The organism is Azospirillum rugosum (assembly GCF_017876155.1).
In the GTDB taxonomy this organism is placed as follows: Bacteria; Pseudomonadota; Alphaproteobacteria; order Azospirillales; family Azospirillaceae; genus Azospirillum; species Azospirillum rugosum.
The window spans coordinates 1-20,214 of sequence record NZ_JAGINP010000001.1 but is presented as its reverse complement, the minus strand read 5'-3'; the positions used below and the strand labels follow the sequence as shown (position 1 = coordinate 20,214).

20 protein-coding genes and 1 rRNA gene are annotated in these 20,214 nt (G+C 69.9%); 9 read left to right on the top strand and 12 right to left on the bottom strand.

Translation table 11 applies throughout. From position 1 onward, the window contains the following. Positions 1 to 82: 82 nt before the first annotated feature. From J2851_RS00100 to J2851_RS00080, 5 genes are all read right to left on the bottom strand, one after another. Positions 83 to 475 (bottom strand): DUF4280 domain-containing protein, encoded by a 393-nt coding sequence (locus J2851_RS00100; protein ID WP_209762097.1) that lies wholly within the window; start codon positions 473 to 475, stop codon positions 83 to 85. A 91-nt stretch (positions 476 to 566) separates the two neighbouring features. Then, positions 567 to 1,820 carry a DNA polymerase IV gene (locus tag J2851_RS00095; RefSeq protein ID WP_246500324.1) on the bottom strand — a complete coding sequence of 418 codons (1,254 nt, stop codon included), beginning with the start codon at positions 1,818 to 1,820 and terminating at the stop codon, positions 567 to 569. A gap of 80 nt (positions 1,821 to 1,900) precedes the next feature. Further along, positions 1,901 to 2,536 (bottom strand): SGNH/GDSL hydrolase family protein, encoded by a 636-nt coding sequence (locus J2851_RS00090; protein WP_209762094.1) that lies wholly within the window; start codon positions 2,534 to 2,536, stop codon positions 1,901 to 1,903. Positions 2,537 to 2,601: 65 nt separating this feature from the next. Further along, a complete protein-coding gene (locus J2851_RS00085) occupies positions 2,602 to 3,264 on the bottom strand; it encodes a ChrR family anti-sigma-E factor (protein ID WP_211114174.1) in 663 nt (220 codons plus the stop codon). Between the two features lie 2 nt (positions 3,265 to 3,266). Next, positions 3,267 to 3,842, bottom strand: a complete 576-nt coding sequence (locus tag J2851_RS00080; RefSeq protein ID WP_209762091.1) for a sigma-70 family RNA polymerase sigma factor — start codon at positions 3,840 to 3,842, stop codon at positions 3,267 to 3,269. Between the two features lie 347 nt (positions 3,843 to 4,189). Between J2851_RS00080 and J2851_RS00075 the strand changes: the two genes are divergently transcribed. Further along, positions 4,190 to 5,641, top strand: a complete 1,452-nt coding sequence (locus J2851_RS00075) for a sigma-54 interaction domain-containing protein (RefSeq protein ID WP_209762089.1) — start codon at positions 4,190 to 4,192, stop codon at positions 5,639 to 5,641. Between the two features lie 197 nt (positions 5,642 to 5,838). On the opposite strand, the gene pgl is transcribed toward J2851_RS00075, so the two are convergent. From pgl to pdxR (J2851_RS00060), 3 genes are all read right to left on the bottom strand, one after another. After that, the gene (pgl, locus tag J2851_RS00070) at positions 5,839 to 6,570 is read right to left on the bottom strand and encodes a 6-phosphogluconolactonase (RefSeq protein ID WP_209762087.1); all 732 of its coding nucleotides are present in this window, start codon (positions 6,568 to 6,570) and stop codon (positions 5,839 to 5,841) included. Then, a complete protein-coding gene (zwf, locus tag J2851_RS00065; protein ID WP_209762085.1) occupies positions 6,567 to 8,057 on the bottom strand; it encodes a glucose-6-phosphate dehydrogenase in 1,491 nt (496 codons plus the stop codon). The genes pgl and zwf overlap by 4 nt, the downstream gene beginning before the upstream one ends. Positions 8,058 to 8,373: 316 nt before the next feature. Further along, positions 8,374 to 9,846: a MocR-like pyridoxine biosynthesis transcription factor PdxR gene (gene pdxR, locus J2851_RS00060; RefSeq protein WP_209762083.1), complete on the bottom strand. Its 1,473-nt coding sequence runs from the start codon at positions 9,844 to 9,846 to the stop codon at positions 8,374 to 8,376. Between the two features lie 294 nt (positions 9,847 to 10,140). Here pdxR (J2851_RS00060) and tauA point away from each other — a divergent pair, with 294 nt between their 5' ends. The 6 genes from tauA to J2851_RS00030 all read left to right on the top strand — a co-directional run bounded on the left by tauA (position 10,141) and on the right by J2851_RS00030 (position 15,990). Beyond that, the gene (gene tauA / locus J2851_RS00055) at positions 10,141 to 11,148 is read left to right on the top strand and encodes a taurine ABC transporter substrate-binding protein (RefSeq protein WP_209762081.1); all 1,008 of its coding nucleotides are present in this window, start codon (positions 10,141 to 10,143) and stop codon (positions 11,146 to 11,148) included. A gap of 176 nt (positions 11,149 to 11,324) precedes the next feature. Beyond that, complete coding sequence (tauB, locus tag J2851_RS00050; protein ID WP_209762079.1) at positions 11,325 to 12,116, top strand: taurine ABC transporter ATP-binding subunit; 792 nt, start codon at positions 11,325 to 11,327, stop codon at positions 12,114 to 12,116. Next, positions 12,113 to 12,979: an ABC transporter permease subunit gene (locus tag J2851_RS00045; RefSeq protein WP_209762077.1), complete on the top strand. Its 867-nt coding sequence runs from the start codon at positions 12,113 to 12,115 to the stop codon at positions 12,977 to 12,979. The genes tauB and J2851_RS00045 overlap by 4 nt, the downstream gene beginning before the upstream one ends. 27 nt (positions 12,980 to 13,006) lie before the next feature. Further along, the gene (locus J2851_RS00040) at positions 13,007 to 13,759 is read left to right on the top strand and encodes a sulfite exporter TauE/SafE family protein (protein WP_209762075.1); all 753 of its coding nucleotides are present in this window, start codon (positions 13,007 to 13,009) and stop codon (positions 13,757 to 13,759) included. 14 nt (positions 13,760 to 13,773) lie between these two features. Beyond that, positions 13,774 to 14,535, top strand: a complete 762-nt coding sequence (locus tag J2851_RS00035) for an SDR family NAD(P)-dependent oxidoreductase (RefSeq protein WP_209762073.1) — start codon at positions 13,774 to 13,776, stop codon at positions 14,533 to 14,535. A 42-nt stretch (positions 14,536 to 14,577) separates the two neighbouring features. Beyond that, the gene (locus J2851_RS00030) at positions 14,578 to 15,990 is read left to right on the top strand and encodes an aminotransferase family protein (RefSeq protein WP_209762071.1); all 1,413 of its coding nucleotides are present in this window, start codon (positions 14,578 to 14,580) and stop codon (positions 15,988 to 15,990) included. 396 nt (positions 15,991 to 16,386) lie between these two features. Here the strand turns inward: J2851_RS00030 and J2851_RS00025 are convergent, their stop codons facing one another. Then, complete coding sequence (locus tag J2851_RS00025; protein WP_209762069.1) at positions 16,387 to 16,788, bottom strand: 6,7-dimethyl-8-ribityllumazine synthase; 402 nt, start codon at positions 16,786 to 16,788, stop codon at positions 16,387 to 16,389. Between the two features lie 154 nt (positions 16,789 to 16,942). On the opposite strand from J2851_RS00025, the gene J2851_RS00020 reads away from it, so the two are divergent. Both J2851_RS00020 and J2851_RS00015 read left to right on the top strand, forming a co-directional pair. After that, a complete protein-coding gene (locus J2851_RS00020) occupies positions 16,943 to 17,371 on the top strand; it encodes a cupin domain-containing protein (RefSeq protein ID WP_209762067.1) in 429 nt (142 codons plus the stop codon). 11 nt (positions 17,372 to 17,382) lie between these two features. Then, positions 17,383 to 17,838, top strand: a complete 456-nt coding sequence (locus J2851_RS00015) for a carboxymuconolactone decarboxylase family protein (protein ID WP_209762065.1) — start codon at positions 17,383 to 17,385, stop codon at positions 17,836 to 17,838. A gap of 21 nt (positions 17,839 to 17,859) precedes the next feature. Here the strand turns inward: J2851_RS00015 and pdxR (J2851_RS00010) are convergent, their stop codons facing one another. The 3 genes from pdxR (J2851_RS00010) to rrf all read right to left on the bottom strand — a co-directional run. After that, entirely contained in the window at positions 17,860 to 19,254 is a 1,395-nt protein-coding gene (gene pdxR, locus J2851_RS00010; protein WP_246500322.1) for a MocR-like pyridoxine biosynthesis transcription factor PdxR, read from the bottom strand. 356 nt (positions 19,255 to 19,610) lie between these two features. Continuing rightward, positions 19,611 to 19,832: a CoxS/CutS family dehydrogenase iron-sulfur subunit gene (locus tag J2851_RS00005; protein WP_209762061.1), complete on the bottom strand. Its 222-nt coding sequence runs from the start codon at positions 19,830 to 19,832 to the stop codon at positions 19,611 to 19,613. Positions 19,833 to 20,141: 309 nt separating this feature from the next. After that, positions 20,142 to 20,214: ribosomal RNA gene (gene rrf, locus J2851_RS36640) — 5S ribosomal RNA — on the bottom strand; the annotation flags it as partial.

The window sequence follows — 20,214 nt, the reverse complement described above, 5'->3', positions numbered from 1 at the left end:
TAGGTTTCTCGGGAAAACCTTGCCCTCACCCTTCCCGCTTCGCAGGCCCCTTCCCTCTCCCGCCGGAGGCGGGCGAGGGAGGTTATGGTGTCTGCACGGTGAACTGGCCGGGCAGCGTGATCGCGATCATGCCGCCCCAATTGCACATCAGCTTGCTGGTGGAGGTCAGCGCCGGCATGTTGCCGACCAGCACCGTCGGCGCGCCGGGCATCCAGGGGGCCACGGTGCAGGGGACGCAGGGCTGCGGCTTGATCACGCCCGGCGGCGGGACCGGGATCATCGAGGCGACGACGGGGTTCGCCGGGCTGCGGCAGACGCCGAAGGGCGGGATGTTCACGATGGGCTTGTTGTCCATGATGTTGGCCATCGGCGGCCCGCCGGCCATGGTCCGGTTGACCGGCAGCACCACCAGCGCGGAAGGTGTCGCCCCCATGGTGCAGGTCATCATCGCGCCTGCGCAGACTGCCTGGCTCATGTCCCGTCTCCCTCGACCATCGTGCCGAAGAGTGTCGGCCCACAGCCCATCGCGGCAACTGGTCCTTGGGCCGGAATGAAGCGAGTTCGCTTCACCCCGGTGGAAGCCTCGCCTCCGCGTCACCGACTCCGTCGAACAGGCCCGGTTCCGGCTCGGTCTCCGGGTCCAGCAGGTCGGTGCAGCCGATGCCGATCAGCCGGATCAGCCGGCCATCGGCCTCGGCGTCCAGCATCTCGCAGCCGGTCTGCCAGATCAGCTCGGCCACGCTGGCCGGCGGGTCGACGCGGCGCGACCGGGTCAGCAGTTGGAAGTCGGCCGTCTTCAGCTTCAGCACGACGCTCCGCCCCTGCAGACCGGCGGCCTTGAGGCGGCGCTCCACCGTCTCGGCCAAGGGGCGCAGCGCGTCCTTCAGCGCCGCGCGGTCGGCGGTGTCCCAGTCGAAGGTCGTCTCGGCGGAAATGCTCTTGCTGACCGATTCCGGTTCGATGCGGCGGTCGTCCTGGCCGCGGGCGAAGCGGTAGAGCAGCCGGCCCATCTTGCCATGGCGGCGGACGAGGTCGATCTCCGACCAGCCGCGCAGGTCGCCCACCGTGCGGATGCCCTCCGATTGCAGCTTGCGCTGGAGCACCGGCCCGACGCCCCACAGGATCGACACCGGCTTCGGCGCCAGGAAGTCCAGCGCCTGCCCCCGCCCCACCACGGAGAATCCCCGCGGCTTCTCCAGGTCCGACGCGATCTTGGCGAACAGCTTGTTGTAGCTGAGGCCGACCGAAGCCGTGATGCCCAGCTGCTGTTCGAATCGCCGGACCAGTTCGACCAGCGCCTGGGCCGGGCTGATGCTCAGCCGTTCCTCCACGCCGGACAGGTCCAGGAAGGCCTCGTCGATGGACAGCGGCTCGACCAGCGGCGTGAAGGTCCGCATCAGCTCCCGCGCCTGCCGGCCGACCGTCTTGTACTTCGCCATGTCCGGCGGCAGGACGACAGCGTCCGGGCAGGCCTCCAGCGCCTGCCAGATCGGCATGGCGGAGCGCACCCCGGCCATCCGCGCGACGTAGCAGCAGGCGGCCACCACGCCGCGCCGGTCGCCGCCGATGATCAGCGGCCGGCTGACCAGCTCCGGCCGGTCGCGCTTCTCCACCGTGGCGTAGAAGGCGTCGCAGTCGATGTGACCGATGGCGAGGTCGTGCAATTCGTCGTGCCGGACGAGGCGCCGGCTGCCGCACTTCGGGCAGCGCGGCTCCGCCCCGCGCAGGGCGGCGGCGCAGTCGCGGCACAGGGCCTTGCCGAAGGCGGAAACGCGGTTTGCAGGCGCTGGGTCGGGCGCAGGATCGCGGATCGGGTGCATGGCGCCAGTCTACCAGCCCACCCCGCCCGCCGGCCACCAATGTTCCTCGCTTGTTCCAATTTTCACCTCACGTCTTCGCCTCAGCGGGCGAACACGACGGAGCGACGCTCCTCTTTTGCGACCGCGCCGGTCAGGGCGGCGATGGCGGTCGCGATCTTGGCGCCGCCCTGGACCGACGGTTCGATGGGGTTGGCGTAATCCTCCGCCTCGTCGCAGATCAGCCGCAGGTCGAGCAGCGGCAGCCCGCGGGCGAAGGCCTCGCGCGTGATCACATCGTTGAACAGGGTCAGCCCCGTGATGACCAGCCTTTGCCGCAGCGGGTCGGGGTAACGCGCGTCGTAGATCGTGCTGACCGCGGTCGGCAGGCGGTGGGCCAGCACGGCGTCGAGCATCGCGCGGTAGTCCCGCTGGAACGCCTCGCGGATCTCGCCCAGCCGATTGACTGCCCCAGCCACCGAGCGCGCCCCCTCGTCGAGAACGCCCGACGCCCGCAACGCGTCGTTGCCGCCGACGCTGACGACCAGATGGCTGGCGTCCGGCGGCAAGGTCCGGACCTGGGCGGCCACGCCGCCGGTGACCGCGCCGTCGACCGCCTGAAGGGTCGCCCGCCATCCGTCCGGCAGGCGCCGGCGCAGGTGGGTCACGACGTCGGGGCCACCCTGCACATAGGCGCGGTTGTCGAAGATGGAGTCGCCGAGAAGCACGATGTGGGGCATGGCGTCGCTTGCGTACGCGGTTGGTCTTTCCCAACAGCGCGGCCGACCAAGCCTCTCGCCCCGTGTCAGAATCGGAAACCCCGGTTCAGCAGCCAGCCGAGCGCGCCGGTGAAGACCAATGGCTTGTCCTGCACCAGCAGGCACACGCACTCCCCATCGCGGTCGGCAACGGCGTGGTGCGGCGTGTCCGGATCGTAGGAGGCCACGTCGCCGACCCGGTACCGCCCGAACTCGTCGGAAAAGGCGCCGGTCAGGACCAGCAGCATCTCGTGGTCGGTGTGCCGGTGCGCGGGCACGCTGGCGCCCGCCGCCATGCGGAGCAGGCAGGCCGACGCGGTCCCGACGCCAAGCGACCAGCCGGACAGATGGATGCCCGGCACGATGCGCACCCAGTCCACACCGTCCAGCGCGCCGCCCATTGAGCCGCCCAGGGCCCGATGCAGCGGTCCCGGCAGGATCCCGTTGGGAGGTGGCGTCGCCGGTTGGGGTGGGAGCGCCGCCGGAGCGTCGGCCAGCTTCGCGAGCACCGCGTCCAACAGACCGTCGGACACCGGCTCGGCCGCCACCTCCTCCAGCAGCACGCCGCCGCAGGCTTCCAGCTCCGCCACCCGACGGCGGCACTCGGCGCAGTAGGCAAGGTGCGAGGCGACCAGCAGCGCCTGCACCTCTCGCAGGCTGCCGGCGGCGTAGTCGAACAGCAGTTCGGGGGCGGGGTGGTGCGCGGGCATGGTCACGCCTCCTCCCCGAACGCCCGTCGCAACCGGACGAGCGCCAAACGCAGGCGCGTCTTCACCGTGCCCAACGGAATGCCCTGCTCGACGGAAATCTCGGAATGCACCTTGTCTTCGTAATAGGCGAGCCGCAACACCTCCGCCTGCTCCGGCGGCAGGTCGCCGATCACCGCGCGCAGGCGCGACGCCTCCTGCGCGGCCTGGACCTGATGGTCGGGCGGCGGCGCCCCGTCGCCGTCCAGCATGGAGTCGTCCGGGTGGAGTTCGGGGCGGCGTTCCTGCCGGATGCGGTCGATCCGGCGGTTTCGGGCGATGGTGTAGATCCAGGTGGCCGCGCTGGCAAGGTCCGGGTCGAAGGTGTCCGCCCGTTGCCACACCGTCAGCATGACGTCCTGGACCAGCTCCTCCGCCGCGCCATCGTCGGCGCCGAGCTTGCGGGCATAGCCCTTGACCCGCGGCGCGAAGTGCTGGAACAGCGCGCGGAACGCCTGCTGGTCGCGCCCTTGGGCGACGGCGAGCAGCAGGCGCTCAAGGGACGGCACGGTCGGGTCGTTGGAATCGGCCTGAAGCGACATCCCACCACGAAGCTCGAAAGTCTGCGGACCGGTTGGAGCAGGGGCGCCAACACTACAACAGTCGGGGTGCGGAACCACAGGAGAAACGACGTGGTATGGGTCTCGCCGCAGCATCGACAGGACTCCGATGCCGGGGCGAGGCCCGGCAACTTGAAATCGTAAGCTATTGTTCATCGATCCGACGCTAATGAGAAGGGAAATCCGTTCGGACGCTCAACGATCCCTCCGGTGGGGCCGGCGCACGTCTGGACTCCGCGCATCGAAACCCCCACTTGTTGCATGGTCTGCCAGCGCCACGGCTCCTGCCCCGAGCCGGAATTTAGCCAGCATTCAGAAGGAAGAAAGGCATGAGCCTCGACCCGAACTTCGAGCATCTGCGGGCCCGGGCGGTGGAATCGCTGTTCCAGCATTTCGCGGACGCCTGCGTGGGGCTGATCGTCGTCGACAAGGACGCGCGGATCGCCTGGATCGGGGATCGCTACCTGGAATTGCTCGGCTACCCCAAGGAGCCGCTCGGCAAGCCGGTGGAGGAGGTTATCCCCAACAGCCAGATGCGCCATGTGGTGGAGAGCGGGCAGCCGATGCTGATCGACCTGATGGACATCGGCAAGCGCACCATCGTCGTGACCCGCCTGCCCTTGCGGGACGACGACGGCACCCTGATCGGCGCCATCGGCCTCGCCCTGTTCGACCGGGCGGAGCATCTGCGTCCGCTGATGTCCAAGTACCAGCGCCTCCAGGAGGAGCTGACCCGCACCCGGCAGGAGCTGGCGAACGAACGCCGCGCCAAATACTCGCTGTCGCAGATGATCGGCAACAGCGAGTCCATGCGCGAGGTGAAGCGCCTCGCCCGCCGCGCCGCCCAGATGGACAGCACCGTGCTGCTGCTGGGCGAGACCGGCACCGGCAAGGAGCTGCTCGCCCACGGCATCCACGCGGCGAGCCCGCGCGCCAACGCCCCCTTCGTCGGCGTGAACGTGGCGGCCATCCCGGAGAACCTGCTGGAGGCGGAACTGTTCGGCGTCGCTCCCGGCGCCTACACCGGGGCCGACCGGCGGCTGCGCGAGGGCAAGTTCCAGCTCGCCAACGGCGGCACGCTGTTCCTGGACGAGATCGGCGACATGCCGCTGCCGCTCCAGGCCAAGCTGCTGCGCGTGCTTCAGGAGCGGGAGTTCGAGGCGGTCGGCTCCAACAAGGTGGTGCGGGTCGACCTGCGCATCATCGCGGCGACCAGCCGCGACCTCGACGCGCTCGTGCGGGACAAGCAGTTCCGTGCCGACCTCTACTACCGCCTGAACGTCGTGCCGATCACCCTGCCGCCGCTCCGCGACCGGACGGAGGACATCGCCAGCATCGCCGACCGAATCCTGGACGACCTGGCGCTGACCTCCGCATCCCCCGCCCGCGACCTGACGGCCGAAGCGGTCGCCGCGCTGAAGGCCTACGACTGGCCGGGCAACGTGCGGGAGCTGCGCAACGTGCTGGAGCGGGTGTCGGCCATGACCGACGACGTCACCCTCACCGCCGCGCACATCGCCGCCGCCCTGCCCCGCAACGCGCCGGCACAGCGCGACACGGCGGAGGAGGTGCCGGCGTCCCTGCTCCGCTCCGTCGGCGGCAGCCCGCGCGCCCTGACGGACGTGCTGAAGGACACGGAACGCGCCGCCATCATCGGCGCGCTCGCCCGCACCGGCGGCGTGAAGGCGCAAGCCGCGAAACTGCTGGGCATCTCCCGCGCCTCCCTCTACGAGCGCATGCAAGCTCTGGGAATCCGCGAGGATATGCAGGGGTCGGCGTGACAAAGCCCTTTTCCCCTCCGGCCTCTCGCGCCCGCTTGCGGGCGCTGCCGGCGACAGGCGGCCTTTGGCCGCCGAGAGCGGGAGAAGGGTTGGGATGAGGGGGCGGCCGAAGGCCGGAAACGCACACACATTGCAGTGCTTTGACGCCCTGCGGGCGCCCCCTCACCCTAACCCTCTCCCCGGAGGGGAGAGGGAACTTAAGGAGCCCAGAAAATCTCCAGCGGCACGCGGTCCTGGCGCAGGACGGAGCGGACGGGCATGGCTTCCACCGGGCCGTCGGCTTCCGCCTGCTCCAGCGTTCGGCGCTTGGCGTCGCCGGTGATCAGCAGCAGCAGGCGCTGCGTGTCCAGCAGCGTCGGCAGGGTCAGGGTCATGCGCGGCTGGCGGATGCCCGGGGCGCGGATCGCCTGGACCGTCCGGCCGTCGGCCGGGGACAGCGCCGCGGCGAGGTTGGCCGCGCCGGGGAAGAAGGAGGCCGTGTGGCCGTCCTCCCCCATGCCGAGCAGGACGACGTCGAAGGGGCGGGGCAAGGCGCGGATGCGGGCGTCGCAGGCGTCCTGCCCGGCCTCCGGCGTGTCGGCGCCGGTGTAGAGGCCGACGAAACGCGCGGCGGCGGCCGGGCCGGCGAGCAGGGAGCGGCGGACCAAGGCCTCGTTGCTGTCGGGGTCGTCGGGCGGAACCCAGCGCTCGTCGGCCAGCGTGACGGTGACGGCGGCCCAGTCCAGCGGCAGGTCGGCCATCTGGCGGAACAGCGCCTCCGGCGTGCGCCCGCCGGAGACGACCAGGGTCGCGGAGCCGCGGGCGGCGATGGCGCCGCGCAGCCGGGCGGCGAGGCTGCCGGCCAGCGCCTCGACCAGCGCCTCCGTGCTGGCGAAGCTGCGGCGACCGTCCCGTGGGGCGTCGGAGTCGAAGAAACCGTCCACGCTCATCGCCCGTCCCCCACATCCTCGTGCCAGGTGCGGCCGTCGCGCTCGATCATGGCGATGGCGGTGGAGGGGCCCCAGGTGCCGGCGATGTAGGGCTTCGGCGGCTCCCCGCGCGTCTGCCAGGCCTCCAGGATGGATTCGGTCCAGACCCAGGCGGCCTCCACCTCGTCGCGGCGCATGAACAGGGTCGGGTCGCCGCGCACCACGTCGCCGAGCAGCCGGACATAGGCGTCGGACACCGGGTGCTTGAAGGTTTCCGCGAAGCTGAGGTTCAGCGGCACCTCGCGCAGGCGCATGCCGCCGGGGCCGGGCTCCTTCGCCATCAGGTGCAGGCGCACCGCCTCGTCGGGCTGCAGGCGCAGAACCAGCCGGTTGGCGGCCAGCTCGCCGGAGGTCGGCGGGAAGATGGAATAGGGCACCGGCTTGAACTGGATGACGATCTCCGACGCCTTCTGCTGCAACCGCTTGCCGGTGCGCAGGTAGAAGGGCACGCCGGTCCAGCGCCAGTTCTGCAACTCCACCTTCAGCGCGACGAAGGTCTCCGTGTCGCTGTCCGCGGCGATGCCGGATTCTTCCAGGTAGCCGCGGACCGCGGCGCCATCGACCGCCCCGGCGCGGTACTGGCCGCGCACCGTGCAGGCGGGCACCTCGTCGCGGCCGATCGGCTTCAGCGCGCGCAGCACCTTCAGCTTCTCGTCGCGCACCGAATCCTTGTCGAGGTGAAGCGGCGGCTCCATGGCGACGAGGCAGAGGAGCTGGAGCAGGTGGTTCTGCACCATGTCGCGCAGCGCGCCGCTGTGGTCGTAATAGCCGCCGCGGCTCTCCACCCCGATGGTCTCGGCCACCGTGATCTGGACATGGTCGATGGAGGTGCTGTTCCACAGCGGCTGGAACAGGGCGTTGGCGAAACGCAGCGCCATCAGGTTCTGCACCGTCTCCTTGCCGACGTAATGGTCGATGCGGAAGATCTGGTGCTCGGAGAAGACGGCGCCGACCCGCTCGTTGATGCAGCGGGCGGAATAGAGGTCGTGGCCGATCGGCTTTTCCAGCACGACGCGGCTCTGCTCCGTCACCAGGCCGGCGGCCTGGAGCCGCTCGCAGATCGGGCCGAACAGGTCAGGCGCGGTGGCGAGGTAGAACATCCGGACGCGGTCGGGTGCTGCACCCAGCGTCTCCGCCAGCTCCGGCCAGCCGGACTCGCCGGTGGCGTCGATGGCCGCGTGGTGCAGGCGGCCGGAGAAGCGGTCCCACACGGCCGGGTCGAACTCGTCCGGCTTCATGTGACGGCGCATGCCTTCCTCGGCGATGGCGACGTAGCGGTCGTCGCTCATGGCCTGGCGCGAGACGCCGATGATGCGGTCCTCCGGCGGCAGCTGTTCGCCGCGGTCGCGCTGGAACAGCGAGGGCAGCAGCTTGCGCATCGCCAAATCCCCGGTTCCGCCGAACACGACGTAATCGCATGGCGTCAAGGGCCGGTTCAGTGGGGGCATCGGTGCACCTCTGCGTAAGTCGACAACCGTTCCGTCCGGACCGAATGCCCGGACGGTCGAACGGGCAAATGGTGCGGCGGCGGTTCGCCGGAAAGTCCCGGACGAAAAGACCCGAATTGGTCATGGCCCGGCGGGCCGGCCACCTTCGGCGAAACCTTCGGCGAAACCAGATCCCCGCGTTTCCTCCGCTTTTTGCCGGTGCCGTGTCTTGAACGAACCTCAGGTCCGGAGGCAGGGCGACCGCACGGGAGAACGCGCTCCCTTCGGAAGACACCCGTCATTCCGGGGAAGCGAGCCGTGCCTGCGAGGGCCGGGGCTAGGCCGCGCCGTTCCGCAGGAGGGCCCCCAGGCGGCGCAGCCCAGGCTCGATCCGGTGGGTGGCGATCGAGGTGAAGCCGAGGCGGAAGTGACGGCGCCCCTCGGCGGGATCGACGAAGAAGATGTCGCCCGCCTCGATCAGCACGCCCTGCTCCCGGGCGGCGCGGACGAGGTCGCGGCTGTCGATGCCCGGCGGGCCTTCGATCCAGAAGCTCTTCGCCCCGAAATCGCGCCGGAACCGGCAGCCGGGCAACAGCTCCGGCAGCAGTTCAGCGATCCGCTCCGCCCGCTCCCGCAGGATGGTGGCCGTGCGGCGGAGATGCTGGCGGTAATGGCCGAGCTGGATGAAGGTGGCGAGGCTGCGCTGGTTGTTGGTCGGCGGGTGGCGCAGCATCAGCCGCCGCAGGACGCGCAGCTCGTCGACCACCGGCTTGGGCGCCACGACGTAGCCGATGCGCAGGCCCGGCGCCAGGACCTTGGAGAAGCTGCCGGTGTAGATCACGCGATTGGCCCGGTCGAGGCTCTTCAGGCAGGGAAGGTCGGCGTCCCCCTCCACCGACAGGTCGGATTCGTAGTCGTCCTCGACCAGGACGACACCATGGCGGGACGCGGCGTCCAGCAGGTCTCGCCGGCGCCCGACCGGCATGACGGCCGTGGTCGGGCATTGATGACCCACCGTCACGAAGGCGACCCGCCGGCTGGCGAACACCCCGTCGGGCACGACGCCGTGGACGTCGCAGGTCAGCGCGCGCATGTCCGCCGTCGCCATGCCGACCATGTGACGGACGTCGGGGTAGCCGGGATTCTCGACGCCGACCGGCGTGTCGCGGCCGACCAGCAGCTGGACCAGCATCGACAGCGCGTGCTGCGACCCGATGGTGATGATGATCTCGCCCGGACCGGCGAAGATGCCGCGCCGGGGCAGCACCTTGTGGCACAGCTGGTCCAGCAGGTCGGGATCGTCGTCGTCGATCATGTCGCGGGCCCAGCGGGTGATTTCCTGCACGCTGGAGGCCGCCTTCACGCTCTCCCGCCATGGGTTGGTGGGGAACAGGCCGGGGTCGAACTGCCCGAACAGGAAGGGATAGGGATAGTCCATCCAGTTCCGCGGCTTGGTGATCTGGGGCATCTGCGACGGCCGGATGGCGAAGCGCGCCGCCCAGCCGTCCGGCCCCTCCCCCGCCCCCTGCCCGGCCGCCGGCCTGCCCTCCGTTGCGACGACGAAGAACCCGCTGCGCTCGCGCGAGACGAGCAGGCCATCGTCGATCAGCTGCTGGTAGGCCGCGTTGACCGTGTTGCGCGAGATGCCCAGCGCCTCGGCAAGGCTGCGGCTTGAGGGCACCCGCATGTCGGGCGCCAGCAGGCCGGTTTCGATGGCCTCGGCGATGATGCCGCGGACGCGCGAACTCAACCCCTGCGGGTCGCGCTCCATCCCACCGAAAAGAAGCCGCCAGGCGGTGTCGATCTGCATGGTGCCAACCGTCTTTCTTCCTCGGACGTCCCGACCGGGCCTGACTGCCCCGGTATGCGATAAAGCAAGAAGGGTGCCGGCCGGCGCGGGGCAGGAAACCGGCGGTCCCGGCGAATCCGGTGATTGCCGGGTGGGCGCTTGCCCAAACGGGCGCCAGTTGGCGCGTGATGCGGCAGCGGATCGGGCGCCGGACCAGTCACCGCCGCAAACCGCGGGGATCTGGACCTTTCGGCAGGGGGAGCGCTGGTCCCTAATGGCCGCATCGGAACGACAGGCCTCGACGGAGCCCCCGCCATGACCTTCAGCAAAAGCTTGCTCGCCACCGCGGTCATCAGTTTCGGCGCGCTGTTCGGGGCGTCCGCCCCGGCCGTGGCCGCGGACAAGACCGTCACTTTCGCCTACCAGGACATGATGACCCCCATCCGCGTGCTGATGGAAAGCGGGGAGCTGGAGAAAAAGACCGGCTACACGGTGAAGTGGGTCAAGTTCGGCGGCGGCGGCGACGTGATCCGCGCCATGTCGTCGGGCAACGTCGATGTGGGCGAGGCCGGCTCCTCCCCCATCGCGGCGGCGGCCTCGCAGGGGCTGCCGATCACGCTGTTCTGGATCCTCGACGACATCGCCAACGCCGAGCAGCTGGTCGCCCGCAATGGCAGCGGCATCAAGACCATCGCCGACCTGAAAGGCAAGACGGTCGCGGTTCCCTTCGTCTCCACCTCCCACTACCAGCTGATGTACGCGCTGCAGGAGGCGGGGCTGTCGGGCAAGGACGTCAAGCTGCTGAACATGCGACCGCCGGAAATCGCCGCCGCCTGGGAACGCGGCGACATCGACGCCACCTTCATCTGGGCGCCGGTCCTGACCACCGCGAAGAAGAACGGCACCGTCATCGCCAGCGCCGGCGACTTCGCCAAAAAGGGCAAGGCGACCTTCGACGGCATCGTCGCGACCAAGGCCTTCATGGCCGCCAACCCCGAGTTCCTGACCACCTTCGTCAAGCTGCTGGCCGCGGCCGACGCCGACTACGCCAAGACGGGGAGCAAATGGACGGCGGACTCGCCGCAGGTGGCGGCGGTCGCCAAATGGACCGGCGCCGCCCCGGCCGACGTGCCGGACGGGTTGGCCGCCTACCGCTTCCCGACCTTGGAGGAGCAGGCGTCCAAGGCGTGGCTGGGCGGCGGCGCCGCGGACGCGCTGAAGTCGACCGCCGAGTTCCTGAAGAGCCAGGGGCGCGTCACCGACCTGGCCCCCGACTACGGCCCCTTCGTGACCGCCGACGTGGTCAAGGCGGCGGCCAAGTAACGGCGTCTAAAGCGAATTTGCATTCGCTTTAGAGTCTTATGGCCTCATTCGCCGGCCGGGCTTCGGCCGCACGTGCGGCCGGGACCGCAGTCGCGGTCCAAAGCGGATTGTAATCCGCTTTAAATAACGGTCCACCACTCGCCCCCGGTTCATCCCCTCACGTCAGGAAGCCGCCCATGCTCGAAGTCCGCAATGTCAGCGTCCAGTATGGCGGCGGCGAAAGCAGCACCGTCGCCCTGTCCTGGGTCAACCTGACCATCGAACCGGGGGAGTTCGTGGTGGCGCTCGGCGCGTCGGGCTGCGGCAAGACGACCCTGCTGTCCTGCATCGCCGGCTTCCTGCCGGCGACGGACGGGGAGATCCTGCTGGACGGCAAGCCGGTCACCGGGCCGGGGGCCGACCGCGGCGTGGTGTTCCAGCGCCACGCGCTGATGCCGTGGCTGAGCGTGGTCGACAACGTCGCCTTCGGCCTGAAGATGCAGGGCATGGCCAAGGCCGAACGGACGCAGCGCGCCCGCAGCATGCTGGAGCTGGTCGGGCTCGCCGCCTTCGCCGACAAGAAAATCTACGAGCTGTCGGGCGGCATGCAGCAGCGCGTCGGCATCGCCCGCGCGCTGGCCGCCGACCCGCGCATGCTGCTGATGGACGAACCGCTGGGCGCGCTGGACGCCTTCACCCGCGAGCAGATCCAGGAGCTGATCCTGCGGGTGTGGGCCGAGACGCGCAAGATGGCCTTCTTCATCACGCACGAGGTGGAGGAGGCGATCTTCCTCGCCACCAAGCTGATCATCATGACGCCGCGCCCCGGCCGGATCGCGCAGGAGATCCCGCTGGACTTCAGCCGGCGCTTCCTGGCCGGGCAGGACGCGCGTTCCGTCAAATCCTCCCCCGATTTCATCGCGATGCGCGAACGGGTCCTGGGCTTCATCCACGACCGCAACGCCGCCGTCGCAGGAGAGGCCGCATGAAACCGACCGTCACGGACCAGGCGAAAGCCGAGAACCTGACCGGGCTGCCCGGCGGGATGGTGCCGCTCCGCCGGATGCGCCGGCGCATGCAGGGCTTCCGGCCGCAGCCGGCGCTGATCAGCATGGCGGCCATCCTCGCGGCCCTGGCCCTGTGGGCGGCGCTCACCAGCCAGGGAGTGGTCAAGCCGCTGTTCCTGCCCAAGATCGGGACGGTCTTCCAGGCCTTCCTCGACGCGGTGGACGGGCGGATCGACGGCGCGCCGCTGACCGAGCACATCGCCATGAGCCTCGTGCGCGTGGTCAGCGCCTTCCTGCTGGCGGCCCTGGTCGGCGTTCCCGTCGGCCTCGCCACCGGCCTCAGCCCCGGGCTGCGCGCGGCGCTGGATCCCTTCATCGAGTTCTACCGGCCGCTGCCGCCGCTGGCCTACCTGCCGCTGGTCATCATCTGGTTCGGCATCGGCGAGACGTCGAAGGTCCTGCTGATCTTCTTCGCCTGCTTCGCGCCGGTGGCGCTGGCCGCGCGGGCCGGCGTGTCGGCGGCGGCGGCCGATCAGGTCAACGCGGCCCGCGCGCTGGGCGCCAGCCGTTGGCAGGTGGTGGTGCATGTGGTGCTGCCGGCGGCGTTGCCCGACATCCTCGTCGGCCTGCGGATCGGCATGGGGGTGGGCTGGACGACGCTGGTCGCCGCGGAGATGGTGGCCGCCTCCACCGGCATCGGCCAGATGGTGCTGAACGCCTCCAACTTCCTGCGCACCGACATCGTGCTGATGGGGATCTTCGTGATCGGCTTCTTCGCCGCCCTGTTCGAATTCGGCATGCGCTGGCTGGAACGCCGTCTGGTGCCCTGGAAGGGCAAGGTCTGAGGACGCTTTCGGAAAGCGATGACGGCGATGTCCATGGTCCTTTTCGGGGGCGTGACCTTCCTTGCCGCCGCCTTCCGCGGGGTGACGGGGTTCGGCTATGCCCTGATCGCGGCGCTGGGGCTGCTGTTCCTGCCGTCGCCCGCGGCCGGCGTTCCCTTCATCCTGGTCAGCGACCTGCTGCTCACCGGCTTCCTGCTTCTGGACCGCGACCAGGGGGCGGTGGATTGGGCGGTGGCGCGGCTTCTGCTGGCGATGGGCTTCGCCGGTGCCCTGTGCGGCAGCGTGGTCGCCGCCGGCCTCGACGACGGGACCGCAAAGCTGCTGGTGGCCGTCACCATCTTCGCGGCGGCCTGCGTCGCCCTGGTGCGGGAGCCGCCGTCCTGGCTGCGGCACCGCGGCATCGGGGCGGCAATCGCCTTCGTCGTCGGCGTCCTGCTCGCCGCCTTCGCGGTCGGGGGTCCGCTGATTGCCGCGTGGCTGCTCGCCGGCGGCCGGGACCGCCGGACCATCAAGGGCACGCTGGCGGTGTTCTTCGGCGCGGTTGACGCGCTGAGCCTCGCCGGCCGCGGCCTGGTGGGGGCGATCGATCCGGGCGTCGTCGGCCTGCTGGCGGCCTACACGGCCCCCACCCTGGCCGGCTTCGCCGCCGGCCGCCTGCTGGCCGCGCGCCTGAGTTTCGACGGCTGGCGGCGGCTGGCCTCCGGGGGCCTGCTCGCCGTCGCGGTGGCGGGCCTGATCCAGACCGTCGTCACGCTCGGACACAGTTTCAACCCGTCATGAGGAAAGGCGGAACCATGCGGAACACAGCCATCGTCACCGGCGCCACCTCCGGCTTCGGCGACGCCATCGCGCGGCGGCTGGCCGCGGACGGCTGGCGGATCGTCGCCACCGGCCGGCGGCGCGACCGGCTCGACGCCCTGGCCGACGCGCTGGGCGGACCCGACGTCGTCCACCCGCTCTGCTTCGACATCCGCGACGAAGCGGCGACGCGCGCGGCGCTCCAGTCCCTGCCGGAGGGGTTCCAGGACATCTCGGTCCTGGTCAACAACGCCGGGCTGGCGCTGGGCACCGGAGCGGCGCAGGACTGCGACCTGGAGCAGTGGCGGGCGATGATCGACACCAACATCACCGGGCTGGTCACCATCACCCGGCTGCTGCTGGACCGCCTGATCGCGCGGCGCGGGCTGATCGTCAACCTCGCGTCCATCGCCTCCAACTGGCCCTATCCGGGCGGCAACGTCTATGGCGGCACCAAGGCCTTCGTGAAGCAGTTCTCGCTCGGCCTGCGCTGCGACCTGTCGGCGCACGGCGTGCGCGTCACCTCCATCGAGCCCGGCCTGTCGGAGAGCGAGTTCACCCTGGTCCGCACCGGCGGCGACACGGCCGCCTACGACGCGCTCTACGCCGGCGCGAACCCGCTGCAGCCGGAGGACATCGCCGAGACGGTGCGCTGGGTGGCCTCGCTGCCCCCGCACGTCAACATCAACAGCCTGGAAATCATGCCGGTCAGCCAGTCCTGGTCGCCGTTCAAGATCCACCGCGAAACGCCGGCCTGATCCCCCCTGAGCGACACCGCCTTCCACCCGAGGAGAAGACCGATGGATGACGTCCTTCGGACCGACCAGTCACGCCCCAACGATATCCGCCCCAACGACATTCGCCACATCATCGAGGCCGACCGCGCCCATGTCTGGCACCATCTGACCCAGCACAAGGGCTTCGAGGTCAACGACCCGCGGATCTTCGTCGAGGGCAAGGGGATGCGGCTGTGGGACGCCACGGGTCGCGAGTATCTCGACGCCGTGTCAGGGGGCGTCTGGACCGTCAACGTCGGCTATGGCCGGACCAGCATCGCCGACGCGGTGCGCGACCAGCTGGTCAAGCTGAACTATTTCGCCAACTCCGCCGGGTCGATCGCCGGCGCCCGCTTCGCCGAGAAGCTGATCGCCAAGATGCCGGGCATGAGCCGCGTCTACTACTCCAACTCCGGCTCGGAGGCGAACGAGAAGGTGTTCAAGATGGTGCGCCAGATCGCGCACCGGCACCATGGCGGGCGCAAGCACAAGATCCTCTACCGCGAGCGCGACTATCACGGCACCACCCTCGGCACGCTGGCGGCGGCCGGGCAGGCGCAGCGGCGCGAGCAGTTCGGCCCCTTCCCCGACGGCTTCGTCGAGGTGCCGCATTGCCTGGAATACCGCAGCCAGTACGGCGCGGTGGAGAATTACGGCGAGCTGGCCGCCGACGCCATCGAGGCGGTCATCCTGCGCGAGGGGCCGGACACGGTCGGCGCCCTGTGCCTGGAGCCGATCACCGCCGGCGGCGGCGTCATCACCCCGCCCAAGGGCTATTGGGAGAAGGTGCAGGACATCTGCCGCCGCCACGACGTGCTGCTGCACATCGACGAGGTGGTCTGCGGCGTCGGGCGCACCGGGGAGTGGTTCGGCTACCAGCATTACGGCGTGCAGCCCGACTTCGTCACCATGGCGAAGGGCGTGGCGTCCGGCTATGCCGCCATCTCCTGCACCGTCACGACCGAACGCATCTTCGAGCTGTTCAAGGACTCCCCGGACGACCCGATGTCCTTCTTCCGCGACATCTCGACCTTCGGCGGTTGCGTCGCCGGCCCGGCGGCGGCGCTGGAGAACATGCGGATCATCGAGGACGAGGATCTGCTCGCCAACACCCGCGCGATGGGCGAGCGCCTGCTCTCGGGCCTGTGGGGGCTGGCGGAGCGCCACCGCGCCGCCGGCGACGTCCGCGGCAAGGGGCTGTTCTGCGGCGTGGAGCTGGTGCAGGACCGCGCCACCAAGGAAGCGGCCGACGAGAAGCAGGTCCAGGCGGTCATCGCCGACTGCATGGCGAACGGCGTCATCATCGGCGCCACCAACCGCTCGCTGCCCGGCCTGAACAACACCCTGTGCCTCAGCCCCGCGCTGATCGCCACGACCGACGACATCGACCGCATCGTCGCCGCCGTCGACGGCGCCTTGTCGCGTGTGTTCCACTGAACGATAGGCGGTTCCAGGCCGGCCGGGCGCATGAGGACGCCCGGCCGGCCTTTCTGCACCAGGACCCCATTCAGGGGCGTGACGCCGAAGCGACCTGCAGCTTCTGGCTGATGATCGGCGCGTTCCTCTTCAACGATCTCGCCGCGGCGGCCGGGTCCATTTCGCTGCCCACGATCCTGGAAGACCGGGGCATGTCCGCCCCCGGAGCGGCCGGCGCTCGTGCATGAACTCCCAACGAGGTGTCAAGGCACCAGCGCCGCCCTCCTCGCCGTCATGACGGTGTGCAGGCCCGGCGCCGATGCCATTCCATGGAAACGGCGCGGTTCACGCGTCCGGGAATGACCGGCGACGATCACCGAACCGGAGCATGAGGACTCCTCGTCGCCGGGGCAGGGATCACTCGGTCAGCATCGTCGCAATCGCCTCGACCGCCGCCGCCGCGTAGGGGCGAACCCGGCTGGGGATCTGCGACGGGTGAATGTCCGGTCCCAGAATGCCGACACCGACCGGCTTCATGAACTCAAGCTGCAGGTCGATCAGGCTCTTGATCACGGCGTGGCCCATGACCAGGCCGTGGGAGGTTTCGCCCCGCTCGATGATGCCGAGGGCCGCCACGCCGGCGACCTCGGGGCGCCGCAGCAGGCGCTTGACCGCCAGCGGGGTTTCCATCGAGCCCGGCACCCAGGTCTCGGCCGCGATCTGCAACCCCAGCCGGGCGGCCACGTCGCGCGCCTCCGCCAGCATGTCCTCGGCCTCCTGGCGGTGAAAGCGTCCCAGCACCAACCCGATCTGCGCCATCGTCCTCTCCTGTGAGCCAACCCTGTGAATCGTGCCGCCACAGTACGGAAGCTCGTCGTCGATGGTACAGAAATTCTTTCCGGTCTTGGTCCTTATGCCCGGCCGGCCGGAAGCGCATCGTCCCCCGAAGCGACCATCAACCGAGGACCGACCGATGCACCTGCGCTCCCTCGCCGTCGTCGGCTGGCTCGCGGCGCTTGCGGCTCCCGCCGCTGACGCCGCGCAGCCCCGGCATGAAACCGTGACGCCCGCCTTCCACCACGCAATCCCCAATATCCCCGGCAAAAACCTCCTCTCCGTCGTCGTCGACTACCCGCCGGGCGGAAAATCCGCACCGCACCGCCACGCGGGGTCGGCCTTCATCTACGCCTATGTGCTGTCCGGTGCGATCCGCAGCCAGGTCGATGACGGACCGGACAAGGTCTATCGGGCCGGCGAGAGCTTCGTCGAAACGCCCGGCGGCCACCACCGCGTCAGCGAGAACGCCAGCGCCACCGAACCGGCCCGCCTGCTCGCGGTCTTCGTCATCAACGATGGCGATACGCCCCTGACCACCCCCCTGGCCACCACCAACTCTCATTGAGGAGCACCACCATGACCCAGCGTCTCGACTACAACAGCATCGCGCCCGCCGGCATGAAGGCCCTGGGCGGGGTTTACGGCTATGTCAGCCAGTGCGGCCTGCCGGCCGAGCTGATCAATCTCGTCTTCCTCCGGGTGTCGGAGATCAACGGCTGCGCCTACTGCATCGACATGCACAGCCGCGACCTGATCAAGGGCGGCATGGCCGTCGAAAAGCTGGTGCTAGTGCCGGTCTGGCGCGAAGCCGGCGCGCTGTTCACCGCGCAGGAGCGCGCCGCCCTGCGCTGGGCGGAAACGGTGACCCGGGTGGCAGAAACCGCCATTCCCGACGAGGAATACCAGGCCGTCTCGGCGCAGTTCTCGGAGAAGGAACGCGTCGACCTGACGATCACGGTCGGGCTGATGAACGTCTACAACCGCATCGCCATCAGCTTCCGCGCGACGCCAGCGGCGGCCGTGGCGGACTGACGCGCGCAGCGCGTCGAACTCCTAGCCATAGCGGTCCACAAGTTCGATCAGCCGCGCGCAGTCGGAGGCCAGGCGCCGCTCGTACAGGTTGGTCGTTCCCAGAAGCAGGCCGCTGGGCCGCGGCTCATCGGCGTACCAGGGGGCGTACCAGGGGGACAGGGGCACCGGCGCCAGGCCGAACGGCAGGGCGTGCAGCGCGACGTCGGTGTCCTTCGTCCCGTCCGGCAGCGTGACGCGGACCGACAGGCTCCCCGCGGCGTCCACCCGAACGACCCTGCGTCCGTTCGCGTCGGCCGCCGCCGCGCGCATCCCGGCCAGCACGGCCTCCTGGCGGGCGGCGTAGAGCCGCTTCATCCGGCGCAGGTGGCGGAAATGGTGCCCCTCGGCCAGAAACTCCGTCACCGCCCGCTGCACCACCGCCGCCGGCGCCGGGGCGAGGCAGGCGGCCGCCTCGCCGAAGACGGTGGTCAGTTCGGGCGGCACGACGAGGAAGCCCAGCCGCAGCGCCGGGCTGATCGTCTTGCTGAAGGTGCCCACATGCAGGACGCGCCCGTCCCGGTCGAGGGACGCGAGCGCCGGCGCGGCGCGCCCTTTCAGCTGAAGCTCGCTCAGATAGTCGTCCTCGACGATCCAGGCGTTGGTCCGGGCGGCCCAGTCCAGAAGTGCCAAGCGACGTTCCAGCGACAAGGTCACGCCGAGCGGCGCCTGCTGCCCCGGCGTCACCACGGCGAGCGCGGCGTGCGGGGCCCGCCGCACCCCTTCCGCCACGTCGATTCCGTCGCTGTCGACCGGCACGGCGGCGACCCGCATCCGGGCGAGGCGGAGCGCGGTCCGCGTCAGGGGAAAGCCGGGGTCCTCCAGCCAAGCCGTCGCGTCTTCCAGGCGCAGGGCCCGGATGATCAGGCCGAGCGCCCCGGAAAAGCCGGCCGTGACGAACAGCTGGTCCGGCGTGCAGCGGATACCCCGGGCGATGGCGAGATAGGCCGCGATCTCCCGGCGCAGATCGGGATGGCCGCGCGGATCGGGATAGCCGACGGGCGCGGCCGCGGCGGCCCGGGCGGCGCGCGCCATGATCCGGGACCAGAGCGCGTAGGGGAAGGCGTCCTGGGCCGGCACGCCCATCTGGAACGACAGGGGGCTGGTCTCGAAATCGTGGTACAGCTCGGGCAGGAGAGGAGTTTCGCCGGCGCGCTCGGCCGCCGGCGCCATCGCGATGCGCTCCGCCACACGGGTTCCGGCGGCCCCCATCCCGACCACCAGCTGCTCGTCGATCAGCCGCTCATAGGCTTCGCGCACCGTGCCGCGCGACACGCCGAGCTGGGTGGCCAGATCGCGCCAGGACGGCAGGCGCGCTCCGCCGGCCAGCCGGCCGTCACGGATGGCGTCGCGCAGCGCGGCGTGGATTTGCGCGGCCAACGGAATCTTCGCGCTCCGGCTGACAGCCAGATGCAGCGGCTCGAGCAAGTCCGGCGGGGCTGGGTGCTGTTGGGGCATGCCCGCAGGATAGCGCAGGCGCCATCCGGCGACGGCGGATTTTTCGAGTCCCCGTACGGTCGGGACGACACGCGACGGGCGCCACGATGGCAAGCGGAAGAATTTATGCCCTACCATCCCGTACCAGTGACGCACGTTGGCCTGATCGTCACCGACATACACGGCGCGACGAAGTGGTGTACGGAGGTGTTCAGCTGGCCGAGCAGATCTGGCCCGGGGTGCAATAGCCGGGTGCCGGTCAGTTGAAGATGCTCCCGCAGGGCGTCGAGAAGGCTCGTTCACGTGTCGAGCGTCAGGAACTGGGAACGGCCGTTGATGTCCATGGTGACGGTCATCATCGGGTTGGCTTCCATGGTGACGTTCCTCGTGGGCGCGGCGCTGGGCACGAGCGTGTCGGCGGCCTGTGCCGTGCCGAAGAATGGCGGCGATGCAACCGCGGACGGTGACGCCCCTCCAGCGACGAATTCACGGCGGGATAGCTCCCAATCGGGACTGCTCATGACCTGCCTCCGCTGTTGTGGGTTTACCAAGCCGCCGTGGCCGCGGACGCGGGCGCCGCATTTCCGGCACCGGTCGTTCGGCCGCGGCATTGTTGGATCAAGGACCTGCCGCAATGGGTTTCGGTGGCGCAGAGACAGACAGCCCGCCACTCCCGGCCGACCGGTTAATCGGGGTTAAGCGCGCCAACGCCGAAAAGCCGGCGCTCCTGTGGGGAGCGCCGGCTTTTCGTGTGTTCGCGAAGACGTGCGTAAGTGACGATGCTGTATGAAGCGCGTCCAATCGGAAGGGCTTGGGCGTGTGCCGTGGTGACCTGGCGGCGACCTACTCTCCCACGTCTTGAGACGCAGTACCATCGGCGCTGAGGCGTTTCACGGCCGAGTT